Source organism: Bacillus sp. GB_SG_008 (assembly GCF_052038115.1).
In the GTDB taxonomy this organism is placed as follows: domain Bacteria; phylum Bacillota; class Bacilli; order Bacillales; family Bacillaceae_G; genus Bacillus_A; species Bacillus_A rhizoplanae.
This window is the reverse complement of record NZ_JBPZSK010000004.1, coordinates 1-19,020: the sequence shown is the minus strand read 5'-3', so window position 1 is coordinate 19,020 and position 19,020 is coordinate 1. Positions and strand designations below refer to the sequence as shown.

Here is a 19,020-nt window from a genome sequence, read left to right as displayed (position 1 = left end):
TTTTGATTAATCTTTTTTATAAAAACTAAATTTAGATTTCTAATAAGAGAATCCATTTTGATTAATCTTTTTTCAAAATGGATTCTTTTGTTTTGGCTTAATATGAGTGTTTTAGAAGTAGTTTTGAATGAACGTTATTTCACAACTACATTTTTGCAAGATTCAATTGCCAAGAAACACCAAACTTATCTTGGACCCAACCAAATTTTGCACTCCAAGGAGAAGCAGTTAACGGCATTAATACCGCGCCATCCTGAGATAATTTATCAAAAACTCGATCAATTTCTTCTTCCGCATCACAAGAGACAAACAATGACATAGCGGGAGTAAATTGATGTACATCTTTATTACTATTATCAATACACATAAATTGTTGTCCTTTTAATGAAAATGTAGCATGTAACACAGTCCCTTCCGCGCCGGCTTCGTTCGCTCCATAACGAGAAATACTTATTATTTCTGATTGATCAAATATAGAAGTGTAATGTTTCATTGCCTCCTCGGCTGTTCCAGGGAACATTAAGAAGGTAGTAATTTTTTGATTTGAGATTTCCATTTTCTATTCACTCCTTTTATTAAATACAAAGAATTGTTCATTTTTACAAAACGAACATATATTCTTATCTATGCATTTATATTATCTTTATGGGTTCTTCATTGTCAATTGTTATCACTTTGCTTTCTAAATCACATTATTTTCATTTGGTATAAGAATCTATTAAAAACGAGTAACTTTACATAACTAAAAAAGTACAAACATATACTGGTACAAGCAAACTTGAAAGGAGACAATCATGAATTGGTTAGAAGCCTTTATCCTAGGAATTATTCAAGGTTTAACAGAGTTTTTACCAATTAGCAGTACCGGTCATTTGTATTTAGGAAGGCACCTTTTTGGTTTAGATGAGGCAGGGCTCTTTTTAGATACGATGCTTCATATAGGGACGTTATTAGCAGTTTTTATTTACTATAAAAAAGAATTTCTCTATTTAATAAAAAATCCATTCTCAAAATTAACGTACTTATTGATTATTGGAACAATTCCTGCGGTTGTAATTGGTTTACTATTTAAAGATTTCTTTGAAGAGATTTCAAAAACAGGTATAACGATTGGATGGGAATTTTTAGTGACAGGTTTATTCTTATATATGGCAGAGAAACAAAAAAGCGGACGGAAGAAGATGGACAATATAACATATAAAGACGCATTTATTATTGGTTCGTTTCAAGCATTTGCTATTTTTCCAGCGATATCTCGTTCAGGCATGACAATCGTCGCAGCACTTTGGAGAAAATTAGATCGTGAAACAGCAGCCTATTTCTCATTTTTATTATCAACACCTGCAATTGTTGGGGCAATTATTTTACAGTTAGTCGATGTTTTTCAAGGTAAAGCAGAAGCAATCTCTAACACGTCACTTATTGTTGGTACACTATCTGCAGCATTCTTTGGATATATTGCCGTCTCATGGATGATTCAATATTTAAAACATCATTCTTTAAAAACATTTGCGTATTATGTATGGGCTCTTGGACTTCTCATTCTTACCTTACAATTTACTGGTGTATTTTAAGGGAGAAGGAACATGAAAAAATATGAGGAAATGGTAAGGTTATTTTATGGGGGATTCTTTATGTTAGGTTTAGCAGGTGGAATGTTATTAGAAAAGCCTAACATCGGAATTTTTATTGGGATTGCTTGTGGATTATTTGCGCATGCGATTCTTGTTATGAAAAGTAAAGATGAATGAAATATCACTAGAAATTAAAATCCTGTATTAATATTATGATACAGGATTTTTAAATCCGTTATGTCCCATTGAGAGGTTTTAAAGTAGTAAAATTGATAGAGAAATAGTGAAAAGGTAGATAGGGGGCAACATATTGGAGAACGCGATTGTAATTGGAGGCAGCATTGCTGGAAAACTTGCTGCAAAGGCTTTATCTCATTCTTTTCAGAAAGTAATAATTTTAGAAATAGGTGAAGAATGGACGGAAAAGACTCCTAGAAAGAGAGTGCCGCAAAGTTATCATCCACATGTTTTATTAAAAGGCGGAGAAGAAGCAATTGAGGAATTATTTCCTCAAATTATTTCGCAATTAATTGAGGATCAAAGTATTGTAAGTAATTTTACACAAGATGTGAAGTGGCATCATTTTGGTTGTTGGAAACCACAATTTACAGGAGATTTAACCATGGTTCAACAAAGCCGTCCTATGTTTGAGTGGCATTTAAAAAGACGAATTGATCAAGTAGCTAATATTGTAACTAGATATAGAATGATGGTTGAACAAATTTTGATAGATGAAGAGCATAATAAAGTATACGGAGTACGAGTGAAAAACCTTGAAACAGGTGCAGAAGAAGAAATTCATGCAAATGTAGTTGTGGATGCAAGCGGGTTTGGGTCAAAGAGTGTAGAGTGGTTACAAACACATGGTATACAGGTTAAAGAGGAAAAAGTATGGATTCAACTATTTTATGCTACTAGAGTATTTCGTTTAAAAACAAAAGAACGGCTAGATTGGTGTAACCTTCTTGTTTCTCCTAGTTTTCCTGAAAACCCTTATGGTGCTCTTATTCAAACAATTGAAGACGATCGTTTTTATGTAACTTTTAGCGGTTACGCAAATGAGCGTGCTCCGCAAACTGATGAAGAATTTTTTGCTTATGCTCAGAAATTACCGGTCCCTGATGTGCGAAGTTTTCTTGAAATAGCAGAGCCTCTTTCGGATATAAGAATACATAAAATTCCTTATCAAGTGCGTCGCCGCTTCGACTTAATAAGACATGTTCCGGAAGGTTTTTTAGTAATTGGAGATGCTCATTGCCGTTTTGATCCCGTTTTTGGACAAGGGATTTCAGTCGCTGCAATGGAAGCTTTAGAGTTGGAAAGATGTCTCCGGGAAAATAAACATCTCGAAAAAGATTTCACCTACAAATTTCATAAGAGTATTTCGGAGTTGATAGCAACGCCGTGGGAAATGACTACAACAGAAGCATTTCGCGTTTCGAACATTAAAGGGGACAGACCTCTTATGCAACCATTTAAACAGTGGTACACCAAAAAGGTATATCGTCTTTCTGCTTTTAATCCGGAAATTTATATTCGATTGGTTAATGTTATGAATTTAATTCGCAGTCCCTTACATCTTTTTCATCCAAAAGTACTGTTTGCTATATTTATGAGTCGAGGAAAGTAGCCTTTTTTTTCAGCAGGATTTTGTGACGAAATAGCAAATGTATATAGTTGATTGATGTTGAAAAGGAATGGTTATCGAATGGAAGTCTACATAGAAAAGTTAAAGGAACAAGATGCAGAAGAATTGTTTGCTTTTGAATGTAGTAACCGGTCTTTTTTCGAAAAGATGTTGCCTAGTCGTGGTGAAGATTACTATACATATGAAACGTTTCAAAAGATATTTTATGAATTATTAAAAGAACAACTTGAAGGTATTTCATATTTTCACCTAATAAGAAATCAGGCAGGAACAATTGTCGGGCGAATCAATTTAGTAGATATTGAGAAAGATAAAGAATTCGGGTATCTGGGCTATCGACTAGGAGAAAAATATGTTGGAATAGGGGTTGCAACTAAAGCTGTAAAACTCCTTTTAGATGAAGCAACAAACTATCATGTTACTAAAATTCATGCGAAAACGACAAATAATAATTTTGCTTCTCAAAAAGTATTAGAAAAGAACCTTTTTTCACGCATCCCAATTGATGAAAATACAGTAGAGTTACACGGCCAAAAAATTGATTTTATCCATTATATTTGGAGACATTCTAATTAAAACAAAGAAGGGGAGCAATACAATTATGGACTTACGTTATCCAATCGGTCATTTCACTTATGAAGAGAACATTACACAAGATACAATAGAGAATTGGATAGAACAAATTGAAAATCTTCCTATTGAATTAACACAAGCAGTAAAAGACTTAGATAAAAATCAGCTTGATACGCCGTATCGTCCTGGTGGATGGACAGTGCGCCAAGTCGTTCATCATATTGCAGATAGTCATATGAATAGTTATATTCGGTTTAAATTGGCACTGACGGAAAATAATCCAACGATTAAACCGTATATGGAAGAAAAATGGGCAGAGCTTCCTGATTCTACATTACCAATAGACGTATCTCTATCACTTTTAGAATCATTACATACGAGATGGGTTTCTTTACTGCAATTTATGAAACATAATGATTTTGAAAAAACGTTTAATCATCCTGAATCAGGATCTAATAAATTAGGTGTAACGATTGGGCTTTACGCATGGCATGGTCGTCATCATACTGCACATATTACTTCTCTTCGTGATCGATTAGGATGGTAACAGTTCTATAGATAATAAATTAAGCAGTTGAACTGCAAGGGGGACAGTTTATATGGGGATATCTAATAAATGGACTGAGGTAGATCGCTACATAACAGATTTACTAGTTCCGTCTGATCCTGTACTTGATACGGTACTCCAAGTTAACGCAGATTCTGGCTTACCCGCGCACGATGTTTCCCCGAATCAAGGGAAATTCCTGCAATTGCTTGCGCAAATTCAAGGAGCACGCACTATATTAGAAATTGGCACGTTAGGTGGTTATAGTACTATTTGGCTGGCGCGGGCATTACCTAAAGATGGTCGTCTTCTTACGTTAGAAGCAGACCCAAAGCATGCAGAAGTGGCTCGTTCTAACATTAAGTTTGCTAATTTGAGTGATATAGTGGAGGTGCGTCTTGGGCCAGCGCTAAATACACTACAGCAGCTTGTTGATGAAAAACATGAGCCATTTGATTTCATCTTTATTGATGCTGACAAACGGAATAATCCGTATTATTTAGCATGGGCACTGAAACTTTCTCGTCCAGGCACTTTAATCATTGGAGATAATGTCGTACGTGATGGTGCAGTGCTAGAAAATTCAGGTGATGATCAGAGTGTAAAAGGAATACGACAATTCTATGAGTTGCTCGCTACTGAGCCACGCGTGAGTGCAACTGCAATCCAAACTGTCGGTTCCAAAGGATATGACGGCTTTGCACTTGCTGTGGTTACGTTTATTTGAAATAAATTTTAACTTTAATGGTTGGAGCGGAATTTAAGGATGTTTTATGACATTTAGTAATGGAACTTGATAGGATAGTTAAAATATATTTAAAAATAATTTTTAACGTTCCAATGTATCACCCTGAGAAGGGGGGAAGTACATGATATTTTATGAGGTTATTTGTTTTTGTTGTAAAAATGTATTTCGGGTATATGAAGGAACTGAAAAATATAAGAAATTCAAGGAAAATCCGAAAGGGAAATATTGCTGTGACGAATGTAATCATAAAATACAACTTGAAGCAATAAAACATTTTTTTAGATAGTGATAATATCTACTACTCATTTTTGCTAGTATATAATGTCCAATCCTAAAATGATTAAACTTTTTTATAAAAATCACATCTATATCAAAACTGTAGAATCCATTTTGATCGATCTTTTTTCAAAATGGATTCTTTTTTTGTTTGCTATCTAATAAAGATTAGCTGTGTCCCTTTTATCAAACTTTATTACAAAGCTACAATGGTTTTAAAATGACTTTTATGCAATTGTCTTCACGATTATTAAAAATTTGATAACCATAACTTGCTTCTTCAAGAGGTATTTTATGTGTAATAATTTCTCTTGGATCAAACTCATTATTCGTTATTTTTTCAAACAGTTCTGGCATAAGATGAATGACGGGAGCTTGTCCCATTTTAATCTTTATATTTCTATATCTAAAATGCCCCTAAAAGAAATGCAATGTAGTTTCCTCCATACACACCTGTTATTTGTACAGTTCCACATTTCCGAACGGCTTTCGTAGCAATTTGAATAGGACCAAGAGTGTCACCTTGTAGTTTAAATTTTTGTTCAAGATATTCAATTGGAAATTACTTTTACATAGTCTTAACTTAATGACGATGGATTGTAATCTTGCAACAAATAATAAATTTGAATGTGTTGGAAAATATATAAACTAAAAGCTAGTGAACTTTAATGAAGCTTTTCAAATTACAGGATACAGATTTAAAAAAGGAGGATATTCATTTTGAGCACAGCAGAAAATACACTATCCATTTTTGCTTTAGGCGGCATAAAGGAAATAGGAAAAAATATGTATGTTATACAGTATGCAAATGACATTGTGATAATTGATTGTGGTTCGAAGTTTCCTGATGAAAGTTTATTAGGAATTGATTTGATTATTCCTGATATTACATACTTAAAGGAAAATCAAGATAAGATTCGGGCTTTAGTTGTCACACACGGACATGAAGATCATATTGGAGGCATTCCATATATATTAAAACAATTGAATGTGCCAATTTATGCAACACGTTTAACGTTAGGTTTAATTGACGTTAAATTAAAAGAACATAAACTTCAAAATGTAACAGAGCTATTTGTTATTGACTCTGAATCGTTAATTGAATTTGGACAAATAAGTCTAACTTTTTTCAAAACGAATCATAGCATTCCTGACTGTCTTGGCATTTCTTTTCATACGCCAGAAGGCACAGTAGTACATACAGGTGACTTCAAGTTTGATTTGACTCCTGTAAATAATCAATATCCAGATATCCATAAAATGGCTAAAATCGGAAGTAATGGTGTTTTAGCTTTACTCTCTGAAAGCACAAATGCGGAACGTTCTGGCTTTACTCCGTCAGAACGATTTGTAGGTGAACATATTGAAGAAGCATTTCTGAAAGCGCGTAGAAAAGTTATTCTTTCCACTTTTGCTTCTAATGTGAATCGCTTACAGCAAGTGGTAGATGCTGCGTGTAAAACAAATCGAAAACTCGCTTTGCTTGGAAGGAGTATGGTAAATGTAGCATCTGTTGCATTGGAGCAAGGATACTTAAATATTCCAGAGGGAATGTTAATTGAAGCACATGAAATCAATCAAATGGAACCAGAAAAGGTAGCGATTCTTTGTACTGGCAGTCAAGGTGAGCCTATGGCTGCGTTAGCTCGTTTAGCTAGCGGCAACTATAGACAGGTAGATATCCTGCCTGAAGATACTGTTATAATAGCTGCAACTCCTATACCAGGGAATGAACGAAATGTTTCGCGTATTGTAGACAACTTATTTTTATTAGGAGCTAATGTAATTTATGGATCGGGAAGTTCAACAGGGATGCACGTTTCTGGACATGCTTATCAAGAAGAATTAAAATTAATGCTCACTTTAATGAAGCCAAAATATTTCATTCCGATTCATGGGGAATTTAGAATGTTACATCATCATCGCCTTTTAGCAGAGTCCGTTGGTGTTGAAAAAGATAATATTTTTGTTATGAATAACGGTGATGTTGTTGATATAAATTACCAAGTTGCTTATCAAACTAGACGAATACCTGCAGGAAATGTATATGTAGACGGATTGGGTATTGGTGATGTTGGAAATATTATTTTACGTGACCGTAAACAGCTTGCAGAGGATGGTATGCTTGTTATAGTCATAACTTTTAGTAAAACTGATGGGAAAATGATTTCTGGTCCAGACACAATTTCTCGTGGATTTGTATATGTGCGCGATTCAGAAGATTTTTTAAAGAAAATTAATCAACTGGTTGTAACAACTGTTAATAATTCACAAAAAGCGAATATTAGCCAATGGAATGTTCTTAAAAAAAACATAAAAGAAACACTTGGACAATTTACATATGAAAATACAAAAAGAAAGCCAATGATTCTTCCTATAATAATTGAAGTTTAAAATGACTACTTTTTTGTCCCACAGTTAGCATTTATTTAGATTTGAATTAACAATCTCCTTATTAAACTATATCCATTTAGTTTAATAAGGAGAACCTTATAAATATCTATAGCTAATGTTGATAATTTTTTGGATCTAACAAGTGAAAAAATATCCTTTTGTGTCATGTATTTGCAGCGGTTTAGCTGATTAAAAAAGTTTCAACTATAAAAAAACCCCAATTGGAGGGGGTTTTTGGAAGACGTTTTTACACAACGCCTAAAAATCAATGGATTCTTATATTGAATTTTAAATTGTGAACCATGATAGGAAAGTTAAATTATTTTTTTATAAAATATTTAATTTAACTAATAAAGCTAATAAAATTTGAAGAAGGATTTGAATATTTACTGCTATATCAGTATCTGTAGTAGTTACTGAAACGTTTCGAGAATTTCTAATAATAGTACGTTGTCTATTAACTTGTGTAATAGCTGATTTTTGAAAAAGTTCTTGTGCTATTTTATCAGCTTTTTCACTATCTGCAATAGATATACTTAAAATAGCAGTAATTGCTGCTTGTAATGCTGCTTGAATCGATAGTGCTACTTTTGTATCTGTTGTAGTAACTTGAACGTCAGCAGAGTCAACAATCGCAATATATTCTTCAGACAATTGATGAATTTTATTTTTTTGCTTAGCTTCTTCCGAAATTGTTGGATCGTTGAAGGATGGATGAGGCTTTGAAGAATCTAATGCACTCCATTTTTTATCTTCATTTGGATACCAAACTCCAGACATAAACTCTCTCCTTTTAGTCTAAAATGTTATTAATTTGATTTTGTAATTCAGAAAAGATTTTTTTGATTTGTGCTTTTTTCTCTGATGGTAATTTTTTTAGAGATGAATCTGTTATAGCATTTCTATTTAAAATATCTGAAAGTACTATATTGATTATTTCGTTCTTTTGTTTTCCGTTAAGTGTTGAAGAAATCAATTCTTTTAAATCATCCATTCCAATATCCCTCCAAATTGGGTTTAAATTATTAGTTAGTATCATCTAACTAGAATCATTATATGAAATAGAATAGATATGTCTTGGACAAGTATCATTAAAAAAAGTTTTTACAATATTTTTTTAGTAAATAATAGATTACGTTGGTCTTAATAGCTGAACAAGGCTATTTAAGATATCAAAAAGATAATATGATAGAATACAAAAAAGACTATCTTGTGATAGATAGTCTTTTTTGTATTTTTAATCAAAATTTGTGTATATCGTTTCAAGAAATACGGGGTAAATACTTTGAAAATTGTATAAAAATACAATTTTGTTATCTTGTTGTGTAAGCTACAAGCGCTTTTTGAATGTTGTAAATACTATCGTCTTTTCTAAATTCTCTCGTAATTGGATCATGCATACCGGATATCCAAATTTTTAATTCAGCCTCCAAGTCAAAGTGACCAGCTGTTTCTATGCTAAATTGTGTAATACTTTTATATGGAATAGAATGGTATTCTGTTTTTTTACCAGTCATACCTTGTTTGTCTACTAAAATCATTCGGCGACTTGTAAATACAATTAAATCACGAATTAACTTATAAGCGTGTTCTACTTGCTCATCGTCTAACATAATTGCTTGTAGATCACGTTCTACGCTACTTATATCTGCATCAGATGCATTTCCTAAAATGCCACTAAATAAACCCATTATGAAGTCCTCCTTTATGTATAGAATGAGTTTCTTTTATTGTAACATGAAACGGAAAAGCAGATTCTTACTTTTCGATATAAGAATTAAATTTCAATTGCAATGAAACAAATTAATACTTCATCATAATATCTTATGCTAATATATTTGTGTAAGAACTTTTTATACACTACGAATTTGAAATATGATAGAGGGACAATATATGAACAATATCGGATTAGTTTTAGAAGGCGGAGGAATGAAAGGACTTTATACAGCAGGTGTATTAGAATTTTTCATGGAAAAAGAGTTGTATTTTCCTTATGTAATAGGTGTTTCAGCAGGGGCTTGTATGGCTGCTACGTATTTATCTCGTCAAAAAGGAAGAAATAAGAAAGTAAACACAGAACTTGTAAGCGATCCACGCTATATATCATTTCGAAATTTTTTACGAAAACGTGAATTGTTTGGCATGGATTTTTTATTTGATGAAGTACCTAACAAAATTGTTCCATTTGATTTTCACACATTCCAAAACGGGGCAGAACAGTTTGTTATTGGCACAACTGATTGTCAGACAGGCGAAGCTGTGTATTACAATAAACATGAACACGGAAATGATATTTTAAAAATTATTCGTGCATCAAGCTCTGTACCATTTATTGCTCCGGCAGTTGAATATGATGATAAACAGTTACTAGATGGAGGGATTACAGACCCAATTCCGATTCAGAAAGCGCAGGCTGATGGATTTCAAAAAAATGTGGTTATTATGACGAAACCAGCAGGATTTGAAAAACAACGGAATAAGCTATCGTCTATTGCGAAATGGTTGTATCGACATTATCCTAATGTGGCAAATCGTCTTGTTGAGCATTATGAAATCTATAATAATACTATATCTTATCTCTATTCAGAAAAACAAAAAGAGAATTTCTTTGTTATACAACCAAGTGTTCAGTTACCTGCAAGTGGATTGGAACGGAATAAAGAAAGATTAGTTCATTTATATGAACTTGGTTATAACGATGCTCAGAATCAATTTGAGCAGCTAAGACAATGGATTAAGTAAAATAATATTTTGTTAGATGGAGAAAGTTGAAATCGCGGTCATGATTAGGTGATTTTAATGAAAAGCATAAGAGCGTAATGAAATTAGATTGAACAATTTACGTTCAATCTAATTTCATTTACCGTATTTTTACAACAAAAAAAAAAAACAAATAGTTTTAATGATGTCATCTATATTCAACCGGCAAAGGAATTTGACTTCCTACATTAGAATTTAATATCTGATGAGTAAATAAGGAGGGCCAAAGTATGAGAACTCGCTTTCACCATATTGTCAGGGGTGTACTTATAAAAGACGGAAAGCTTTTGGTAGCACATTTTAAGGGGCATCATTCTTTTTTACCAGGAGGACATATTGAATTAGGTGAGTCAGTCGAAAATGCACTTATACGAGAGTGGGAAGAAGAAATAGGTGCAGCTTGTTCAATCGAAAAATTCCTTGGCGTAATTGAAAATCAGTGGAAAGATGGAGACACACTACATTATGAAATTAATCATGTTTTTAAAGTTAACAGTGATAAATTAAACACGGAAACACCTCCTAAATCTAGAGAATCTCATCTGGATTTTTATTGGATTATACCTACTGAAGAAAATTTAAAAAGATATAAAGTCATGCCGGATGCTGCCGTACAAACACTTATGAAAAAAATTCAAGAGCATGACCTAGAAACATGTTGGGTTAGTACACTTTAAATTCTTGAAACTGGATTTATGTTAAAAAAGGTGTTTTCACGTCTAGAAAACACCTTTTTAGTTTGTAAAGTTTTTATAGTCGAATACCTTATTCTATTTAGTCTTAAATATAAAATTTGTTCACAAAAAATACACTATATCCATAGTAAATAACAAGGAAACAACCCACTTGTTACTGAAATAAGTATTGAGTTGAACAGAGGAAAGGAGGCAAAAAATGAAGAAACTAATGAGTCCAATTATGCATGATTTGGCGAAGCAATTAAATCAAGGGAATCCTTCTGCTGTTACATTGTTTTTAGAGAGCATAAAGAAACAAGAAACACCTATTGTGGAGACTTGCCCAATTGATGATGAGTACCATCTTGTTACATATATTTGGTTAGGTGATGAACAAACCGAAAATGCATATGTATTTGGCAGTTTTCCTGGGTGGGATTTGACGGCCAATGAAATGAATAAGCTTTTACATACAAACATATGGTTTAAAACATTTCGAACAAAAGACAAGTTTGCTTCGACGTATTATTTTTCAATTAATGATGACTTTGAACAAGGTTGGGTAAAACGAAGTGAAAATTATAAGCGTGATCCATTGAATTCTAAAATATTTGGGCATAAAGCAGGACCAATATCTGTTTTCGAGTTAGGCCTATCGTCACAAATTGATAAAACTAAGCAACAAACTCATATTCCAAAAGGAAAAGTAGAAACACATCAGTTTCATAGTTCTATATTAAAGAATGAACGACAACTTTGGATATATACTCCGCATAATTACTCACCTGAACAAGCTCCTTATGACCTTCTTATCATGTTTGATGGCAGTTCTATGCTGCAGACGTTATCAGCAGCTGCAACACTAGATCATCTTATACATACAAAGGAAATTCCACCGTGTATTCTAATTGGCATTGATCATGTAGATCGATTTACAGAACTCACATTTTACGAGGAAATGAATATGTTTTTAGCAAAAGAACTATTTCCGTGGATTCAACAAAAGTATCATGTTAATGCAAATCCGTATCATATAACAATTGGCGGATTCAGTCTCGGTGGTTTAGCAGCTTTTTATACAGCATTGCGATATCCAGATTTCTTCGAAAACGTTTTATCAATGTCTGGTTCTGTACATTGGAAAAACGAAGATTACGCAGAATCACACCCTTGGATCGAAAATCAATTTAAAAGAAGCAGCACATTACCATTACAAATTTATATGAGTGCTGGGGAGTTGGAAAATAAACCATTGTTAGAAGCAAATAGGAAGTTATCAGAAGTACTTAAAGAAAAAGAGTATCAAAGCACTTATGTTGAATTCCCTGGTGGTCACGATGAATTGTGGTGGCATAGACAGTTTGCTCAAGGATTAGTATCCTTACAACAATTTAAAATACCTATGAAATAATAAAAAGGGAGGAGAAAACATATGAAGGATAGAGAAAAAGAAATAGATAAGGCATTAAAGAAACAAGAAATTTTAGTGAAAGATGAGAAAGTTTGGTCATATACGTACGAAGATCATATTAGTTCTATTATTAAACGTTCTCAAAAAGAAGGCGTATTTGATGATTTAGTAGGAAAAGGAAAGCCACTACAAATTGATAAAAGTCTCTCTTATAATCCAGAAAAACAACTATATAAGACAATGAAAGATAATCATATATTACCGAGGTGGATTGAACTTTCGAAAGAAATTGATGCGTTAAAGGAAAAATTGCATACATGCATGGAGAAGGAAGAGTTTGCTGCAATGGCTGAAATCATTAATAAAAAAATTTACGAGCACAATTTAACTTGTCCACCATCAGCACAAAAAATGAAAATAAGTAAACCAAGTTAATATTGGATGATCGATACTCTTTTTGAGAATAAACTCGGAAAGAGTATTTTTAGTAGAAAAAGTCGTTATAAATGGATTTTTATGATCAATTATTGAGGAAATTAATTGTTTATGAAAATGAATTTTACAAGAATTCTCTTTAAATGGATTTTTCATGTGCGTTAAAGGTAGGATAAACATATATAACGAAGTGTATTATTAGGACGGAAGTGAGGAAGAGGCATTCAGAATCTATTATTTTTCGTAATATGAATCAATATATTGAAGCAGAAGGTTTAAAAAGAAAACGTTTAGCGAAATGTATGAACATGTCTGAGTCAAATTTCTCTGACTATCTAAATGGAAAACGAATGAATGGTATTTATGATTTTGCAGCTAAACTGGCTAATACTTTAGGTCATGAACAAACGTTTTTTATGAACGATTCGTTTCATCATTTGAATCAAAAGCCAGAGGAGAGGGCTTTCGCTTTTTCGGACGGTAATCTGTTGTCAGAGAGAGGAAAAGAAGGGTTAGCTCAGTTAACAAAAATGTCTTGCTACAAAGTTATTACGTACAACAAGGTGATGTTGATACACTGGGAATACTGGTGCAAATATATCGAAATGAAGAACGTAAAGTGATTTATCATAATCGAAAAAGTGGCATTTTACATTTAATTCGTCAAACAGAAAAGATAGTAAATACGGATTTTGTAGAAAAAATTATATCTAATAGAATACAAGTCATTTATTAAAATTCTTCCTAAAATAAGGGAGGATTTTTATATTTTATAAATATATTATGTTAACTGAAAATGATTAAATTTGAGTAAAGGAAAAATAGGTTAGAGTTGGAATTATGACACATTTTTATATAAAACATATTTCTGTGTATATTTAGAAAATAAGATATCAATATTAAATGTATAATTGAAACTAAGCTAGAAAATAAACTTTTAAGTGCAATATAAATATAAATTATGGCTCTGATCATTTAGCATGAAATTTCTCCAGCTGTGTGTTGTGATAAATTTTACTGAATGAAATCATAATGGTTCATTTGAAATATGGAGTTTCAAATGATTATTTGAACATGCTATAGATTGTTTCAAAAACCCCTATTCCGTCTCAAAATATATAGTTTACTTGGATTTAGAGATATGAAACCACTCTCATTTTACAACTTCCTATAATTTATATTATGTCAACTAGAAAAAATAAATTAACTTAATTTAAGTAAGCGTTATTTTTGGTGTTCCCCTTTTCTTATCTTCTTGTCATAAATAAAAAATCAGTTAGTGTGTTTGTTTAAAGTTTGCGCACTAACTGAAAGATAATTTATTTTTTCTGTTGAAAAATTTCATATTTCCTTTGTAAGAATAATTCTTTGTCTTTGTAAATCCATTCTGCAAAATGTTGAATTTCTTTTTTACCACTTAAATATATGCGATACTGTTTTTCCTTATTAATGAACTTAGGTTTGTAGTTTTGAGCGTTTAATATATCTTTTAAAGAATTCATAAACAGATATGAACCGCCAACAAAACTTACAAAATATTTTTTAGGATTAACATGCCCATCTCCATCAAAGTATCCTCTAATAAAATGATGTAAGTATTCTTCCGGAACATACGGGAATTGTACATCATATGATTTACAAGGAGTAATGCTATGCAAATTTATTAGATCGTTTTTCATGATTTTGCTATTTAAGTTCAATATAAATACACCAGTATTTTTGTTTTTGTATAATGGATGGTTTGAAGCTATTTCTTTTTTCATATCTTCCAAAATTTCTTTTTCTTTTTGAGAAATACTAACTGTGTGACTGTTTTTAGCTATTACGCCGTCAGCAACGAAAAAACCTAAAATATATGCCATGTTGTTAGACCAAGTTTTAAAGTAATCTTCATTTAAATCATATTTGCGTTTCCAACTTCCACGTGCTCTCTTTTCAATATTGTTATCTGTTAGGACCATGCGAACGTATCTAGAAGAAACATTAGCTAAATTTGCGATGTCTGATGTGCTAGAACCTTCTAAATATAACTTAATCATTTCTGCCTTTTCCATCGTGCATTTAGACTTTCTTTCGCCCTTTCTACACATTAACAGTATCCCCTTTCAACAGATATAAAAATTGAGTATATCTTCTTCTATATCATATCGAAAGAACGAATGTTCTGTCTATCGTTAATAAAAAGATAATCAATAAAATAAAGGCTTTATTTTGATATAATTAACTCCCGTTTAAATGATAAAAACACCGGCCTTACATTACTGATTTATTGTATTTATATAATCATATATCCAGCGAATTCATTCGGGAGAATAAACTCATGATTGACGACATGCAAAATTAAAAATTGGAGATCTAATCTCTATTATCATACAGGATAAATAAGAAAAGCTGCGGGAATAACCGCAGCTTTTTATCACTTCCACCAACCATCAAATATAGTTACAGGAAGTTGTCGTTTATGTTCTGTAGCTAAATATCGTTTTTCAATCGCTTCTGATACTTCTTTTGATACTTTCTTACCTTCTAAATAATCATCTAATTCATCATAAGAAACTCCTAGCTCGGTTTCATCTGCTTGTTGTGGTTTATTATCTAATAAATCAGCTGTTGGAACTTTTAAATACAATCTTTCTGAAGCGTCTAAAGCTTTCAATAGTTCTCTTCCTTGTCTTTTTGTTAATCCAGACAACGGAAGAATGTCAGCACCACCATCGCCGTATTTAGTAAAGAAACCTGTCACAGCTTCTGCTGCATGGTCTGTACCAATTACAAGAAGGCCATTTTGACCACCTACTGCATATTGCGTAATCATTCGAACTCGAGCTTTCACATTTCCTTTATTGAAATCTGTAAGTTGCTCTTTTGCATCTTTTTTATATTGCTCTGCAAAAGCGTCAACTGTAGTTTTGATGTCAAATGCAAGTTCTTCATCTGCTTGAATGAATTGTAACGCTGCTTGTGCATCAGCTTCATCTTTTTGAACTCCGTAAGGTAAGCGAATAGCTACGAATTTTACATTATGCCCTTCGGCTCTCAGTTCTTCTACTGCTAGTTGAGCGAGTCTTCCAGCTAATGTTGAATCTTGACCACCGCTAATTCCTAAAACGAAGCCTTTTGCTCTTGTTTTAAGTGCATACTCCTTTAAAAAATCGACTCTTTTACGAATTTCTTGAGTAGGATCAATTACTGCTGATACGTTTAAGTCCGACATGATTTTTTGTTGTAGAGTTGTCATTACAAAATCTTCCCTTTCGGTTTTTAGAGTTTTATATGAAATGTAATCCCTATTATTGATACAAACCTTTTTCTTTGATGTAATAGTAGCAGCTATCCGGGAGAAGGTAACGCGGTTCGCCGCCTTTAGAAAATTCTTCGCGTATATATGTAGAACTTATTTCCATAGCTAATCCTTTATCGATTAATTGAAACCTACCATCGTCATAATTGCGAAGGAGAGCAGATCGACTAATCGTTTGGAGCATATCGATACCATTGCGAGCCATAACGATAAAATTATTTTCACTTATTAATTCTTCAGCCATCTTCCATTTTCCATCAGCGATATCTACTAAAAGGTCTGCACCCATGATAAAGAACAATTCTGCTTCTTTTAATATAGTCCTAAAATGCTTCATTGTATAGTATGTATAATGTTTGCCTGGTAATACGTTTAATTCATGAGTGTCTAGAATGAACTTCGGGTTATCTTGTATGGCTAAACTAATCATTTTAGCACGGTGATCACCGGTCGTTTGTATTTTCTTATCAATACGCTTGTTTGTAGAAGGTAAAAAGATAATGTAATCTAGTTTTTTACGATGTGCCACAGTGGAAGCAGTCCACAAATGAACATTTGTGATAGGATCAAATGATGAACCATATATACCAATTCGTCGTCCTTTTTTAAATAGTTCGCTAATATCTTTTTCTGGATTCAATTCTTGAAGGTACTCCATATTTTTAGTTGATTCGATTTCATTTATTTTCATTTGCCAATCATCTCCGCAACTTTTTGTTTTACTTCCTCAATATGCTTCAGTTTGTTGTCCCAACACTTAAATGACAAAAATCTATCCAGTTAAAATAAAGCAAAAACCCCTTCTTTTTGGTTTCGAAGAGGTTTTTGCTTATACGGATTATGTTACTTGAAGCAATTGTTTATTTCTCAAAAATCTTTTTATTTAAAACAAACCAGACATTATTTACGCCTTGTCCATTTATATCACCGACCTGCGTATCTTTAAAATAGTAATAAAGAGGATGGCCTTTATACGTTGTTTGCTTCTGTCCATCTTCTCTTGTGATGGTTCCAAAATCGCTTTTGTTAAATCCACTAGGAGCCACTATGTTTTCCGCATGGAATGTAGGCCAAATTTCAGAACATTTACCTTTACAATTACTTACTCCTGGTTCATCCTTTGTGAAGTAATAAAGTGTCATTCCTTGATCATCTGCTAAATATTTTCCGATTCCATCCGATTCTAACACTTGAAGCTTGTATTTGTTTGACTTATCACTGATCGTATCGGTGATGGATAAGTCTTTTATATTCACACGGGAAATGGAAAGATCCCGATTAAGAACATAAGCGCGTTCTCCCTCCCGGTTAAAGACAATTGCTTGACGGGGTTCTGTGAAACCACTGATTGTTTTAATCACACGGTTATCAGAGACGTTGATCACATCGATAGTATTGTCTGCCTTGTTGCTTGCGAAAAGCAATTTACCATCGGGTGACAAGGCTGCACCGTATGGCTCATGTCCAACTTTTACCTCGTTGACGATTTGTCCTAGAGAGATGTCCACCACGGAAATGCTGTCACGACCGCTGTTTGCGGCATACAATGTATGACCATCAGCACTCACGGAGATTCCACGAATCATAGAGAAACCAGTAATCTCACGTACGATGTTCTTAGTGGCTGCATCAACTACGGACACCTTATCTCCTTTAAAGTTTGTTACAAACACATATTTTCCGTCCGGAGAGACTGTAATACCTTGGCGTGGTTGGGCGAAACCAGTGATGACCGCAGTTGGTTTGCGTTTCTCAAGGTCCACGACAGTTACAGAACTGTGTGCCTGATTGTTCACGTATAGCGTTTTTCCATCAGGGCTGACAGCAGTGCCGAATGCACCTGGACCGACTACGACTTCATCCTTTAAGGTTAGGCTTTTTGCGTTATAGAAGCGCAAAGTGCCAAGCGTACTATCCGAGACGACGAACTCTGAGCCATTGTTAATGAACACGATATTTCTCGGTGTGACAAAGCCATCGATTTCCTTTCGTAAAGTGCCTTTAGCAAGGTCATAGATACGTATGGATTGTTCGCGACTATCTGAAACAATCGCAATCTGCTCATCGGGACTTACAGCAAGGGAGTTGTTAGTGATGTTGCCATCGAAGCTCTCCTCTGCCATAGGGCTTTTCTTTTCAGTAACTGAGGCAAAAATGGCAGTCGGAAGAATAATAACAAACATCAAAGCTACAACCAATACACTTTTAAATTTCATTTTTTTTAACATTTCTTCACCTCGTTAAAAATTTTTTGCATGATAAATCTTCAAGACACCTACACGTTTTTTGATTCCCTCCTTTTGTAATCGTGTCTGAATTTTTATCCCTTCGTTCTATGTAAACGTACAGATGGACAAATTGGTTTGAACATTATAAAAGAAAATATCGATTTTTAAAAATATTTTTAAAGAAGCCCAACGAATCAAGTGGTTTAGTTAGGTTTTTCAATTTTAGCTATTTTATTTTCCGCTCAAATAATAAATCATACATAATATCTATTATGTACTGTCTATAAAACTAGAAAAAACTCGTTGACCAACAAATAGGTATTTGTAATGACATTCTACCCCCCTCCTATATTGTAAATATTTTAAATTTTATAAAAATTATTACCGTTTTGATTATACTTATAAATTATAATTAAATAAAATTAAAGATTTTAATTTGTAAGTAAGT

General features: G+C 33.0%; 21 protein-coding genes and 1 pseudogene. 13 read left to right on the top strand and 9 right to left on the bottom strand.

What is annotated here, in order from left to right; genetic code table 11:
- Window positions 1-145: 145 nt before the first annotated feature.
- Window positions 146-556: a VOC family protein gene (locus ACTDJC_RS11630; protein WP_440603492.1), complete on the bottom strand. Its 411-nt coding sequence runs from the start codon at window positions 554-556 to the stop codon at window positions 146-148.
- Window positions 557-794: 238 nt separating this feature from the next.
- Between ACTDJC_RS11630 and ACTDJC_RS11625 the strand changes: the two genes are divergently transcribed.
- The 7 genes from ACTDJC_RS11625 (at window position 795) to ACTDJC_RS11595 (ending at window position 5,376) form a co-directional block, all read left to right on the top strand.
- Window positions 795-1,574: an undecaprenyl-diphosphate phosphatase gene (locus ACTDJC_RS11625; RefSeq protein ID WP_098311004.1), complete on the top strand. Its 780-nt coding sequence runs from the start codon at window positions 795-797 to the stop codon at window positions 1,572-1,574.
- 12 nt (window positions 1,575-1,586) lie between these two features.
- Window positions 1,587-1,751, top strand: a complete 165-nt coding sequence (locus ACTDJC_RS11620) for a hypothetical protein (RefSeq protein ID WP_176524732.1) — start codon at window positions 1,587-1,589, stop codon at window positions 1,749-1,751.
- 130 nt (window positions 1,752-1,881) lie between these two features.
- Window positions 1,882-3,204: an NAD(P)/FAD-dependent oxidoreductase gene (locus ACTDJC_RS11615; RefSeq protein ID WP_440603727.1), complete on the top strand. Its 1,323-nt coding sequence runs from the start codon at window positions 1,882-1,884 to the stop codon at window positions 3,202-3,204.
- 78 nt (window positions 3,205-3,282) lie between these two features.
- Window positions 3,283-3,798 carry a GNAT family N-acetyltransferase gene (locus tag ACTDJC_RS11610; RefSeq protein ID WP_440603491.1) on the top strand — a complete coding sequence of 172 codons (516 nt, stop codon included), beginning with the start codon at window positions 3,283-3,285 and terminating at the stop codon, window positions 3,796-3,798.
- A 22-nt stretch (window positions 3,799-3,820) separates the two neighbouring features.
- Window positions 3,821-4,342 (top strand): YfiT family bacillithiol transferase, encoded by a 522-nt coding sequence (locus ACTDJC_RS11605; RefSeq protein WP_440603726.1) that lies wholly within the window; start codon window positions 3,821-3,823, stop codon window positions 4,340-4,342.
- Between the two features lie 52 nt (window positions 4,343-4,394).
- On the top strand, window positions 4,395-5,069 hold the full coding sequence (locus tag ACTDJC_RS11600) for an O-methyltransferase (protein WP_440603490.1): 675 nt from the start codon (window positions 4,395-4,397) through the stop codon (window positions 5,067-5,069).
- Between the two features lie 142 nt (window positions 5,070-5,211).
- On the top strand, window positions 5,212-5,376 hold the full coding sequence (locus tag ACTDJC_RS11595) for a DUF2197 domain-containing protein (protein WP_440603489.1): 165 nt from the start codon (window positions 5,212-5,214) through the stop codon (window positions 5,374-5,376).
- Between the two features lie 194 nt (window positions 5,377-5,570).
- On the opposite strand, the pseudogene ACTDJC_RS11590 reads toward ACTDJC_RS11595, so the two are convergent.
- Window positions 5,571-5,925, bottom strand: a pseudogene (locus ACTDJC_RS11590) (glutathione-dependent formaldehyde dehydrogenase); the annotation flags it as partial.
- Window positions 5,926-6,086: 161 nt separating this feature from the next.
- Here ACTDJC_RS11590 and ACTDJC_RS11585 point away from each other — a divergent pair.
- Window positions 6,087-7,760: a ribonuclease J gene (locus tag ACTDJC_RS11585; protein WP_440603488.1), complete on the top strand. Its 1,674-nt coding sequence runs from the start codon at window positions 6,087-6,089 to the stop codon at window positions 7,758-7,760.
- 327 nt (window positions 7,761-8,087) lie between these two features.
- Here the strand turns inward: ACTDJC_RS11585 and ACTDJC_RS11580 are convergent, their stop codons facing one another.
- From ACTDJC_RS11580 to ACTDJC_RS11570, 3 genes are all read right to left on the bottom strand, one after another.
- Window positions 8,088-8,540, bottom strand: a complete 453-nt coding sequence (locus ACTDJC_RS11580) for a spore coat protein (protein WP_440603487.1) — start codon at window positions 8,538-8,540, stop codon at window positions 8,088-8,090.
- A gap of 13 nt (window positions 8,541-8,553) precedes the next feature.
- Window positions 8,554-8,754, bottom strand: coding sequence for a spore coat protein (locus tag ACTDJC_RS11575; protein WP_440603486.1), 201 nt, complete (start codon window positions 8,752-8,754; stop codon window positions 8,554-8,556).
- Between the two features lie 319 nt (window positions 8,755-9,073).
- Window positions 9,074-9,451, bottom strand: a complete 378-nt coding sequence (locus ACTDJC_RS11570) for a PH domain-containing protein (protein ID WP_440603485.1) — start codon at window positions 9,449-9,451, stop codon at window positions 9,074-9,076.
- 202 nt (window positions 9,452-9,653) lie between these two features.
- Here ACTDJC_RS11570 and ACTDJC_RS11565 point away from each other — a divergent pair, with 202 nt between their 5' ends.
- The 5 genes from ACTDJC_RS11565 to ACTDJC_RS11545 all read left to right on the top strand — a co-directional run bounded on the left by ACTDJC_RS11565 (window position 9,654) and on the right by ACTDJC_RS11545 (window position 13,666).
- Window positions 9,654-10,502 carry a patatin-like phospholipase family protein gene (locus tag ACTDJC_RS11565; RefSeq protein ID WP_440603484.1) on the top strand — a complete coding sequence of 283 codons (849 nt, stop codon included), beginning with the start codon at window positions 9,654-9,656 and terminating at the stop codon, window positions 10,500-10,502.
- A 248-nt stretch (window positions 10,503-10,750) separates the two neighbouring features.
- Complete coding sequence (locus ACTDJC_RS11560; RefSeq protein ID WP_440603483.1) at window positions 10,751-11,197, top strand: NUDIX domain-containing protein; 447 nt, start codon at window positions 10,751-10,753, stop codon at window positions 11,195-11,197.
- Window positions 11,198-11,414: 217 nt separating this feature from the next.
- Entirely contained in the window at window positions 11,415-12,608 is a 1,194-nt protein-coding gene (locus tag ACTDJC_RS11555) for an alpha/beta hydrolase (RefSeq protein WP_440603482.1), read from the top strand.
- A 21-nt stretch (window positions 12,609-12,629) separates the two neighbouring features.
- Entirely contained in the window at window positions 12,630-13,043 is a 414-nt protein-coding gene (locus tag ACTDJC_RS11550) for a DUF1992 domain-containing protein (protein ID WP_440603481.1), read from the top strand.
- A gap of 209 nt (window positions 13,044-13,252) precedes the next feature.
- Window positions 13,253-13,666 carry an XRE family transcriptional regulator gene (locus tag ACTDJC_RS11545; protein ID WP_440603480.1) on the top strand — a complete coding sequence of 138 codons (414 nt, stop codon included), beginning with the start codon at window positions 13,253-13,255 and terminating at the stop codon, window positions 13,664-13,666.
- 696 nt (window positions 13,667-14,362) lie between these two features.
- Here the strand turns inward: ACTDJC_RS11545 and ACTDJC_RS11540 are convergent.
- From ACTDJC_RS11540 to ACTDJC_RS11525, 4 genes are all read right to left on the bottom strand, one after another.
- Window positions 14,363-15,097 (bottom strand): LAGLIDADG family homing endonuclease, encoded by a 735-nt coding sequence (locus ACTDJC_RS11540; protein WP_440603479.1) that lies wholly within the window; start codon window positions 15,095-15,097, stop codon window positions 14,363-14,365.
- A gap of 362 nt (window positions 15,098-15,459) precedes the next feature.
- A complete protein-coding gene (nadE, locus tag ACTDJC_RS11535) occupies window positions 15,460-16,281 on the bottom strand; it encodes an ammonia-dependent NAD(+) synthetase (RefSeq protein ID WP_440603478.1) in 822 nt (273 codons plus the stop codon).
- Between the two features lie 52 nt (window positions 16,282-16,333).
- Window positions 16,334-17,035 carry a nicotinate (nicotinamide) nucleotide adenylyltransferase gene (gene nadD / locus ACTDJC_RS11530; RefSeq protein ID WP_176524668.1) on the bottom strand — a complete coding sequence of 234 codons (702 nt, stop codon included), beginning with the start codon at window positions 17,033-17,035 and terminating at the stop codon, window positions 16,334-16,336.
- Between the two features lie 169 nt (window positions 17,036-17,204).
- Complete coding sequence (locus ACTDJC_RS11525) at window positions 17,205-18,572, bottom strand: beta-propeller fold lactonase family protein (protein WP_440603477.1); 1,368 nt, start codon at window positions 18,570-18,572, stop codon at window positions 17,205-17,207.
- Window positions 18,573-19,020: the final 448 nt, after the last annotated feature.

Bases quoted from the DNA above. Each gene is read 5' to 3' on its own strand.
- ACTDJC_RS11630 (WP_440603492.1), bottom strand. From the start codon at position 556: ATGGAAATCTCAAATCAAAAAATTACTACCTTCTTAATGTTCCCTGGA.
- ACTDJC_RS11625 (WP_098311004.1), top strand. From the start codon at position 795: ATGAATTGGTTAGAAGCCTTTATCCTAGGAATTATTCAAGGTTTAACA.
- ACTDJC_RS11620 (WP_176524732.1), top strand. From the start codon at position 1,587: ATGAAAAAATATGAGGAAATGGTAAGGTTATTTTATGGGGGATTCTTT.
- ACTDJC_RS11610 (WP_440603491.1), top strand. From the start codon at position 3,283: ATGGAAGTCTACATAGAAAAGTTAAAGGAACAAGATGCAGAAGAATTG.
- ACTDJC_RS11600 (WP_440603490.1), top strand. From the start codon at position 4,395: ATGGGGATATCTAATAAATGGACTGAGGTAGATCGCTACATAACAGAT.
- ACTDJC_RS11595 (WP_440603489.1), top strand. From the start codon at position 5,212: ATGATATTTTATGAGGTTATTTGTTTTTGTTGTAAAAATGTATTTCGG.
- ACTDJC_RS11580 (WP_440603487.1), bottom strand. From the start codon at position 8,540: ATGTCTGGAGTTTGGTATCCAAATGAAGATAAAAAATGGAGTGCATTA.
- ACTDJC_RS11575 (WP_440603486.1), bottom strand. From the start codon at position 8,754: ATGGATGATTTAAAAGAATTGATTTCTTCAACACTTAACGGAAAACAA.
- ACTDJC_RS11570 (WP_440603485.1), bottom strand. From the start codon at position 9,451: ATGGGTTTATTTAGTGGCATTTTAGGAAATGCATCTGATGCAGATATA.
- ACTDJC_RS11565 (WP_440603484.1), top strand. From the start codon at position 9,654: ATGAACAATATCGGATTAGTTTTAGAAGGCGGAGGAATGAAAGGACTT.
- ACTDJC_RS11560 (WP_440603483.1), top strand. From the start codon at position 10,751: ATGAGAACTCGCTTTCACCATATTGTCAGGGGTGTACTTATAAAAGAC.
- ACTDJC_RS11555 (WP_440603482.1), top strand. From the start codon at position 11,415: ATGAAGAAACTAATGAGTCCAATTATGCATGATTTGGCGAAGCAATTA.
- ACTDJC_RS11550 (WP_440603481.1), top strand. From the start codon at position 12,630: ATGAAGGATAGAGAAAAAGAAATAGATAAGGCATTAAAGAAACAAGAA.
- ACTDJC_RS11540 (WP_440603479.1), bottom strand. From the start codon at position 15,097: ATGGAAAAGGCAGAAATGATTAAGTTATATTTAGAAGGTTCTAGCACA.
- nadE (WP_440603478.1), bottom strand. From the start codon at position 16,281: ATGACAACTCTACAACAAAAAATCATGTCGGACTTAAACGTATCAGCA.
- nadD (WP_176524668.1), bottom strand. From the start codon at position 17,035: ATGAAAATAAATGAAATCGAATCAACTAAAAATATGGAGTACCTTCAA.
- ACTDJC_RS11525 (WP_440603477.1), bottom strand. From the start codon at position 18,572: ATGTTAAAAAAAATGAAATTTAAAAGTGTATTGGTTGTAGCTTTGATG.